8 protein-coding genes are annotated in these 7608 nt (G+C 76.0%); 1 reads left to right on the top strand and 7 read right to left on the bottom strand.

Translation table 11 applies throughout. The annotated features are described in order from the left end of the window. The 5 genes from ABZW10_RS38425 to ABZW10_RS38405 form a co-directional block, all read right to left on the bottom strand. A partial coding sequence (locus ABZW10_RS38425) for an alkaline phosphatase family protein (RefSeq protein WP_355376290.1) occupies nucleotides 1-458 on the bottom strand: 458 nt, incomplete at its 3' end. 14 nt (nucleotides 459-472) lie between these two features. After that, entirely contained in the window at nucleotides 473-1924 is a 1452-nt protein-coding gene (locus tag ABZW10_RS38420) for an endonuclease/exonuclease/phosphatase family protein (protein ID WP_355376287.1), read from the bottom strand. Between the two features lie 226 nt (nucleotides 1925-2150). Beyond that, nucleotides 2151-3491 (bottom strand): deoxyribodipyrimidine photo-lyase, encoded by a 1341-nt coding sequence (locus ABZW10_RS38415; RefSeq protein ID WP_355376284.1) that lies wholly within the window; start codon nucleotides 3489-3491, stop codon nucleotides 2151-2153. A 114-nt stretch (nucleotides 3492-3605) separates the two neighbouring features. Then, nucleotides 3606-3872 (bottom strand): metal-sensitive transcriptional regulator, encoded by a 267-nt coding sequence (locus ABZW10_RS38410; RefSeq protein WP_355376282.1) that lies wholly within the window; start codon nucleotides 3870-3872, stop codon nucleotides 3606-3608. Between the two features lie 107 nt (nucleotides 3873-3979). Continuing rightward, nucleotides 3980-4366 (bottom strand): PRC-barrel domain-containing protein, encoded by a 387-nt coding sequence (locus tag ABZW10_RS38405; RefSeq protein ID WP_355376292.1) that lies wholly within the window; start codon nucleotides 4364-4366, stop codon nucleotides 3980-3982. A 241-nt stretch (nucleotides 4367-4607) separates the two neighbouring features. On the opposite strand from ABZW10_RS38405, the gene ABZW10_RS38400 reads away from it, so the two are divergent. Continuing rightward, entirely contained in the window at nucleotides 4608-5438 is an 831-nt protein-coding gene (locus ABZW10_RS38400) for an SAM-dependent methyltransferase (RefSeq protein WP_355376279.1), read from the top strand. Nucleotides 5439-5453: 15 nt separating this feature from the next. Here ABZW10_RS38400 and ABZW10_RS38395 read toward each other — a convergent pair whose 3' ends face one another. Both ABZW10_RS38395 and ABZW10_RS38390 read right to left on the bottom strand, forming a co-directional pair. After that, complete coding sequence (locus ABZW10_RS38395; protein WP_355376276.1) at nucleotides 5454-6272, bottom strand: class I SAM-dependent methyltransferase; 819 nt, start codon at nucleotides 6270-6272, stop codon at nucleotides 5454-5456. A gap of 33 nt (nucleotides 6273-6305) precedes the next feature. After that, nucleotides 6306-7325, bottom strand: coding sequence for a BadF/BadG/BcrA/BcrD ATPase family protein (locus ABZW10_RS38390; RefSeq protein WP_355376273.1), 1020 nt, complete (start codon nucleotides 7323-7325; stop codon nucleotides 6306-6308). Nucleotides 7326-7608 lie beyond the last annotated feature (283 nt).

The raw sequence follows: 7608 nt of genomic DNA, 5'->3' as shown, positions 1-7608 counted from the left end.
CGGGTGAAGTAGCCCATGGTGCGCTCGCCCTTGGCGGCGATCCACTTGTTCATCGCGCCGTTGTTGATGGCCTGGTGGCCGGTGGCCCAGTCGTGCGGCAGGCCGCCGGCGTTCTGCGCGTTGTACTTCGAGGTGTCCATCCGGTACGGCAGCATCACGTTGCCGTCGCTGCGGCGCGGGTCGGGCTGGCGGAACACGTCGGTGCCGTCGGGGAACTGCAGCGCCTGCTTGTCCCCGAAGCCGCGCACGCCGTTCAAGGTGCCGAAGTAGTGGTCGAAGCTGCGGTTCTCCTGCATCAGCACCACGACGTGCCGGACGTCCTTGATGGTGCCGGTGAGCCGGGCCGGGGCCGGAGCGGGGGCGGCGGCCTGGGCCGGGGTGGCGGGCAGGCCGGTCAGGGCGGCGGCGCCGGCGGCCGCGGTGGCGCCGACGAAGGTGCGGCGGGAAAGGTCGGACATCGCGAACTGGCCTTTCAGAGCTGGAAGGTGGCGACCGCGGCGGCGGTGTCGGAGGGCCACTGGTTGGCGGCGAGGGCGGCCGGGTCTGCGGCGGTGGCCGGCCAGTCGGCGACCAGGGTGTGCGCCTCGACCAGCTTCAGCCGGCCGCGGTAGAGCACGTAGTCGATCCGGTCCTGCGGCTCGGCCTTGCCGGCGGCGCGCTGCTTGCGGACCGGCGACCAGGTGGTGCCCGGCGCCCTGACCGGGTCCCGGTTCTCCTCGCGGTAGGTATCGGTGAGCCCGGCGGCCTGGAGTACCGCGGTGACCGGCCAGTTGAGCGCGCCGATACCGCTGTGCGCGGCGGCGGTGGCGGCCGTCCAGTCCAGGTGGGACGGCGAGGACAACCCGCCGGCCAGCACCACCGGCACGCCCGCGGCGGCGTCGGCCTGCACGGCGGCGGCCAGCGCCCTGGCCTGCCGGAGGCGGACAGAGGCGTTCTCGGCGGCGGTGATCCCGGCGGCGGTGCGCCCGTCCTGGGCGGCGTACGGGCCGTAGTCGGCCTCGTCCAGGTGCGCGCTCCAGACGCGCACGGCGCGTCCGCCCGGCAGCTGGACGGTCGCCGCGGCGGCGGGCAGGTCGGGCGTCGGCGCGGTGACGGCGGTCAGCGGGTAGCGGCTGAGGATGCCGACGCTGCCGGTGCTCTGGTGGGCGTACCAGCCGAGGGCGTCGGCGAGGGTCCTGGCGGCCGTACCCGCCGTCTCCTGGAGCGCCAGCACGTCCAGGCCCTGGGCCAGCACGACGCGCAACTGCTTCTCGACCGCGTCGGTGAAGGCGGAGCCCGCGTCGGCGAGGTTCCAGCTCGCCACCTTGAGGCGCGGCGCGGCGGCCGGATCGGCGACCGGGAGCAGCACGGTGAGGGTGTCGGTGGCGCCGGTGCCGTCCTTGACCCCGACGACCAGCACCTCCGGGGTGCGCGGCGCCTTGCCGGCCGGCGCGGTGCCGGTGACGGTGCCGTCGGCGGCGACCGTCAGCCAGCCCGGGCCGGAGACCTTGCGGAAGGCCGCGCTGCCGGCCGGGTTGCCGGCGGGGCGCGACCAGAGGCCGCCGAGCCTGACGGTGACGGCAGCGCCCGGGGCCACCGGGGTGGCGGTGAAGGCGTCCACGACGGCGTGCGGGCGGACCACGGCGGGCTTGGGGCGGAAGGCGAAGGGCTCGCTCGTGGCGAGGATGCCGTAGCCGTCCTTGGCGAGCAGGTAGGCGGTGTAGGGACCGCCGGTGAGCGCGGAGGTGTCGAGCTGGACGTCACCGGCGGTGCCCGGGGTGTACTTCCAGAGCAGCGAGCCGCCGTTGCCGGGCCGGCGGGCGCCGTCGTAGATGCCGACCCAGTTCTTGGGGTCGGGGGCGTCGGTGGTCCAGTGGAAGGCGAGGCGGTCGCCCTCGAAGGGGCTGGTCGACCAGGTGGGAGTCAGGGTGTTGCCGGTGGCCACGGATGTCCTGTCCGCCGCTCGGGCGCCGGGCCGTCGGGGGGTGCCGGACCGGGGCCGTCCACGGCTGCTGACGGAGGCTGGGAGGAGTGAGCCCCATGGACAGTTGGCTGTACAACTGCGGGGCCGGGCCCATTCATCCGAAGACCGGCGACCTGGACGTGAACGAAGCGTGACGCAACGTCGGGCGGTTCGGGAACTGTGGGACGGGCGGCGCCCGGACGGTGGGTCAGTCCAGGCCGCGGGCGCCGCGCAGGCGGTCCGAGAGCGCCGCCGGGTCGACCAGCGGGTCCGGGTAGCCGGCCGGGCGCCGGTCCAGCAGCCACGGCCGGTGCACCGCCCGCCCGGGGACGTGCGCCAGCTCCGGGACCCAGCGCCGGACGTAGGCGCCGTCCGGATCGAGCCGGTCGGCCTGCGCCAGCGGGTTGAGCACCCGGTTCGGCCGGGTGTCCGTCCCGGTGCCCGCCACCCACTGCCAGTTGAGCTGGTTGTTGGCGAGGTCCCCGTCCACCAGCAGCCGCAGGAAGTGGCGCGCCCCGATCCGCCAGTCCCGGTAGAGCGTCTTGGCGAGGAAGGAGGCGGTGACCAGCCGGGCCCGGTTGTGCATCCAGCCCTCGTGGGCGAGCTGGCGCATCCCGGCGTCGACCAGCGGGAAGCCGGTGCGCCCGGCGCGCCAGGCCGCGCACTCCTCGTCGTCCTCCGGCAGCCAGTGGTCGCCCCGGTCGCGGTAGGCCTGCCGGGCGGCCTGCGGGCGGGCGGCGAGCACCTGGTGGTGGAAGTCGCGCCAGACCAGCTGGCGGACGAACGCCTCGGCGCCGTCGCCGCCGTGGCGCAGCGCCCCGGCCGCCAGTTCGGCGGCGGACAGGCAGCCGAAGTGCAGGTACGGCGAGAGGTGCGAGGTGGCGTCGGCCGCGAGGTCGTCGTGCAGTTCGGCGTAGCGGTCGAGGTCGTGGCGCTCGTAGCTGCGCCAGAGCCGCCGGCCGGCCCGCTCGCCGCCCGGCGGGAGCGCGGGCGAGTCCGGCCGCGCGGTGGGGACGGGCTCGCTCGCGATGCCCTCCGGGGTCCGCAGGCTCCTCGGCGGGCGGTGGACGGTCCGGCGGGGCGCCTGCGACCAGGCGCGGAAGTACGGGGTGAAGACGGCGTAGTGGTCCTTGCCCGCAGGGGTCACCGCGCCGGGGACGACGGCGGTGAGCGAGCCGTCGTGGACGTGCAGGCGGTCGCCGAGCGCGGCGCGCAGCGCCTGTTCGCGGCGCTGGGCGAAGGCGCTCACGCCGGCGGCTACGTGCACCGAGGCGGCGTGCAGTTCGGCCGCGAGCCGGGCGGTGGCCGGGGCGGCGGGTCCGCGGCGCAGCACCAGCCGGCCGCCGAGCGGGCGCAGCGAGGCGTCCAGGTCGGTGAGGCAGTCGGCGAGGAAGGCGGCGCGGTTGGGAGCGGCGAAGCCGGTGGCGGCGATGTCCGGGTCCAGGACGAAGAGCGGGACGACCTCGTCGGCGGTGGCGCGGGCGGCGTGCAGCACGGGGTTGTCGTGCAGGCGGAGGTCCTGGGTGAGCAGGGCGATGGCGAGAGTCATGGAGGGACGAGCCTGGCACGGCCGGGCCCGGAACGGGGTGCGGCACGCAAACGGCGGGGGCGCGCGCCGTAGTGGCACGCGCCCCCGCCGGGGTACGGGGTCCGGAGCCCGGGCTCAGGCCAGGGCCAGGAAGAGCTTCTCCAGCTCGGCCTCGCTCATCGGCGGCGCGTCGGCGTCGGCGCCCGCCATGCACTGGCGCATGCCGCTCGCCACGATCTTGAAGCCGGCCCGGTCGAGGGCCCGGGAGACGGCGGCCAGCTGGGTCACCACGTCCTTGCAGTCCCGGCCGGCCTCGATCATGGCGATCACGCCGGCCAGCTGCCCCTGGGCACGCCGGAGCCGGTTCAGGACCGCACCGACGGCTTCCTCGTCCACCTGCATCTCAGGACCGCCTTCCGCTGTCGACTACCGGCTGTCCAGTGTACCCCGTGGGGTATCACTGCCCCGGCGGTCGACGGCGGGGGCGGGCGACCGGGTGGGCGGGGCGCTCAGCGGCGGGCCAGCCGCCGTTCCCCGCCCGTACCGGTGGCGTAGTCGAGGCCGTAGTGCGCGAACACCTCCGGCTCGGCCTCGGCGGGCAGCACGTCGTCGACGCCGATCGACGGCGCCGCCTTGACCAGCGCCCGCGCGAACGCCACCTTGACGTACCCCGGGCCCAGCACCGCCCCGTCGAGTGGGACGAAGATCAGCTTGCTGTTCACGTTCAGCCCGACCGAGACGGCCGGCCCGACCGTGACGGTGGCGAAGTACGGCTCGTCGCTGGCGGTCTCCACGTAGACGGACTCCAGCTTGCCGATCTTGTGCCCCTTCTGGTCGAGGACGGCCTGACCCCGCCACTCCCTGATGTCGGCCGGAACGATCTCGGCGACGGCCATGGCGACCTCCCGTAGCCGCCCCACGGCGGCGGCACCTCGGTTGGGCAGAGCCCCGGACACTCCCATCGTCCGCCGGGAGCGCCGGGACCGCCCGCCGGGGGACGTTCTCCCGATGGCGGCAGGTGTCCCATTCCGCCCAACCGGGGGTGAACCGGCGAACGGCACACGGGAGTCCGCTCGAACACCTACGCTGTCCGCCGACGGATCATCGGATCACCGAGGCGGAGGCGGGGCGGCAGTGGTGAGTTACGAAGAGATGTGGGAGCAGGGCGAGCCGGGCGTCCCCGCCGACCTCCGTCCGGAGATCCCGCACCCCGCCCGGATGTACGACTACTACCTGGGCGGGAAGGACAACTTCCCGGCCGACCGCGAGGCCGCCGAGCGCGCCCTTTCGGCCAACCCCGAGTTCCGGTCCACGGCGCGCGCCAACCGGGGCTTCCTCACCAGGGCGGTGCGCTGTGTGGCCGGCCTCGGCATCGACCAGTTCCTCGACATCGGAACCGGCATCCCCACCGCCGGCAACACCCATGAGATCGCCCAGGCGGTCGATCCCGGCGTCCGGGTCCTCTACGTGGACAACGACCCGATCGTGCTCGCCCACGCCCGCGCCCTGATGGGCGGCAGCGCCGTCGGCCGCACCACCGTCATCCAGGCCGACCTGCGCTCCCCCGTCGAGCTGCTGGCCGACGCCCGGGCCGAGAAGCTGCTCGACCCCGACCGTCCGACGGGCCTCGTGCTCGCCGCCGTCCTGCACTTCGTGCGGGACGAGGAGGACCCCTGCGCGCTGGTGCGCACCCTGCTGGACGCCCTCGCGCCCGGCAGCCACCTGATCCTGTCGCACGGCACCGCGGACTTCCTCCCCGCCGAGGTCCGCGACCGGGTGACGGGGGTCTACAGCAAGGCCACCGCTCCCCTGGTCGGCCGCACCCGGGACCAGGTGCGCGCCTTCCTCGACGGCCTGGAGGTCCTCGACCCCGGGGTCGTCACCGTCCCCCTCTGGCGCCCCGACGGCGCCCTGCCCGCGGGTGCCGACCGGGTCAGCATGTACGGTGCGGTGGCCCGCAAGCCGTGACCCCGGCGGAGAGCGCTACGCCGGCTTGCTCGCGCGGACGGAGTACATCAGCGGGACGCCCGGCTGCCCGTCCGGGAAGCGGAAGACCCGGTCGTGCTCCAGGACCGGGAAGCGGGCGAACACGGTGAAGTCGTGCTCGTGGAGGAACTCGATCCGCAGGCCTGCGGCCGCCAGGGCGCTGACGACCTCGCCGACGCCGTGCTGCCACTCGACGGTCACGGTCGCCGCCGTGGGCGCCGGCTCGCCGTCGGTGTAGGTGCTCGCCTCGTCCCAGACCGTGGCCTCGCGGTGGAAGTAGTCGTACTCGACCGTCCGGCCGTCCTCGCCCAGGCTGTCGGCGAAGGGGTGGAACTCCGCGAGGTAGAGGAAGCCTCCGGGTGCGACGAGGGCCGCCGCCGTGCGCGCCCAGCGGGTGATGTCCGGCAGCCAGCACAGGGCACCCAGGCCGGTGTAGACGACGTCGAAGCGCTGTCCGTCGAGCGCGTCCACCGCGTCGTACACGTCGGAGACGACGAAGCGGGCGGAATCCGCGCCGATCCGCCCGGCCAGCCCGGTGGCGGCCTCCACGGCCGGCCGGGAGAAGTCCAGCCCGGTGACGGTCGCCCCGCGCCGGGCCCAGGACAGGGTGTCCTGCCCGAAGTGGCACTGGAGGTGGAGCAGGGACTTCCCGGACACGTCGCCGACCTCGGCCAGCTCGAAGTCCCGCAGCACTTCCTTGCCCGCGACGAAGCCGGGCACGTCGTAGAACTCGCTGGCCACGTGCACCGGGACGCGCCAGTCCCAGTTGGCGCGGTTGGCCGCGAGCCAGTCGTCGGGGGCGGTGATCTTCTCCATGCCCGCCACGCTAGGCAGGCTCCGGTCCCCCGTTCAAGCCGTTTTCCGGGGCCCGCGCTCCAGCAGGGAGAGCAGCGGCGGGTGCACGGGCCAGGGGAGGTCGGGGGCGGTGACGGCGAGGCGGAGGGCGCCGAGCAGGGGTGGGCCGTCGGGGGTGCGGAGGCGGGCGGCGGGCAGGCGGGCGGCGAGGGCGTCGAGGGTGGCGCGGTGCAGGGCGGTGAGGCGGAAGAGGCCGCCGGTCAGGACGAGGTCGGGGGCGGGGAGGCCGGCCGACGCGGCGGCCGCGGTCGCGGCGGCCGCGATCTCCTCGCCGGCGCGGCGGATCAGTCCGGCGGCCACCGGGCAGCCCTGCTCGGCCACGGCGGCGACGTCCGGGGCGAAGGCGGCGAGCAGGGCGGCGCGGTCGGGGCGCGGCTGCAGGGCGGCCGGGAGGCCGGTCACGGGGCCGTAGCGGCGTTCGGCGGCGGCCAGCAGCGGGGCCGAGCCGCCGGGGCGGCCGTCGTACGCCCGCAGGGCGGCTTCCAGCCCGGCACGGCCGAGCCAGCCGCCGCTGCCGCAGTCGCCGAGCAGTTGGCCCCAGCCGTCGGCGCGCCGCCAGCCGGCTCCGGGGTGGAAGCCGATGGCGACCAGGCCCGTGCCGCCGGCCACCGTCACTCCGGCGTCCGTGCCCAGCGCGCCCACGTGGGCGGTGATCGCGTCCCCGGCGAGCACCAGGTGCCGGGCCCCGGTGGCGCGGGCGAGCGGATCGGGCAGGCGGGCGGCGAGGTCACGACCGAGCAGGGCCATGCCGGTGGCGCCGACCGCGACGGCCCCGATCCGCGCGCCGTCCGGCAGCCCGGCGGCGAGGCCCCGGAGGGCGGGGAGCAGGTGGTCGAGCAGCGCCCGCGCGTCCTGGCCGCCGGCCGCGGCCGACACCCGGGCGGGTGCGGCCACCTCGGCCGTCCGCGCCCCCGCGAGCCCGTCCGGCCACCGGGCGGGCGCCAGCGCGAGCCGGGTCCCGGAGCCGCCGACGTCGACCCCGGCGACCCAGCGCTCCCCCGGTGTCCGCTCCACGATGTGCCTCCAGGGCGTGTCGGTCCGGCCGGGGCCTGTCCCGTGGACTCCGTCGGAGCAGGCCGAACCCCGCGGCCGCGCGTTCCGCGAGGTCGACGGCGGACCTCATCGTCCCAGAGTTCGTCGCGGGCGAGGCCGTTCGTGGTCCCCGCCCGCCCCGTCCCCGTCCCCGGTCGGGGGGGGGGGGGGGGGGGGGCCGGCGGCCGCCGCCCCCCCCCACACCACGCGGGGGGGGGGACCGAGCGAAAAGCGGGGGAGGGGGAAAAGGGGGGGATAGGGTTAG

Origin of the sequence: Kitasatospora sp. NPDC004723, from assembly GCF_040609255.1 — a bacterium.
Taxonomy (GTDB): Bacteria; Actinomycetota; Actinomycetes; order Streptomycetales; family Streptomycetaceae; genus Kitasatospora.
Note: the sequence above shows the minus strand (reverse complement) of the source record. Positions and strands in the feature narration are given on the sequence as shown.

Bases quoted from the DNA above. Each gene is read 5' to 3' on its own strand.
- ABZW10_RS38410 (WP_355376282.1), bottom strand. From the start codon at position 3,872: ATGCAGGTGGACGAGGAAGCCGTCGGTGCGGTCCTGAACCGGCTCCGG.
- ABZW10_RS38395 (WP_355376276.1), bottom strand. From the start codon at position 6,272: ATGGAGAAGATCACCGCCCCCGACGACTGGCTCGCGGCCAACCGCGCC.
- ABZW10_RS38415 (WP_355376284.1), bottom strand. From the start codon at position 3,491: ATGACTCTCGCCATCGCCCTGCTCACCCAGGACCTCCGCCTGCACGAC.
- ABZW10_RS38405 (WP_355376292.1), bottom strand. From the start codon at position 4,366: ATGGCCGTCGCCGAGATCGTTCCGGCCGACATCAGGGAGTGGCGGGGT.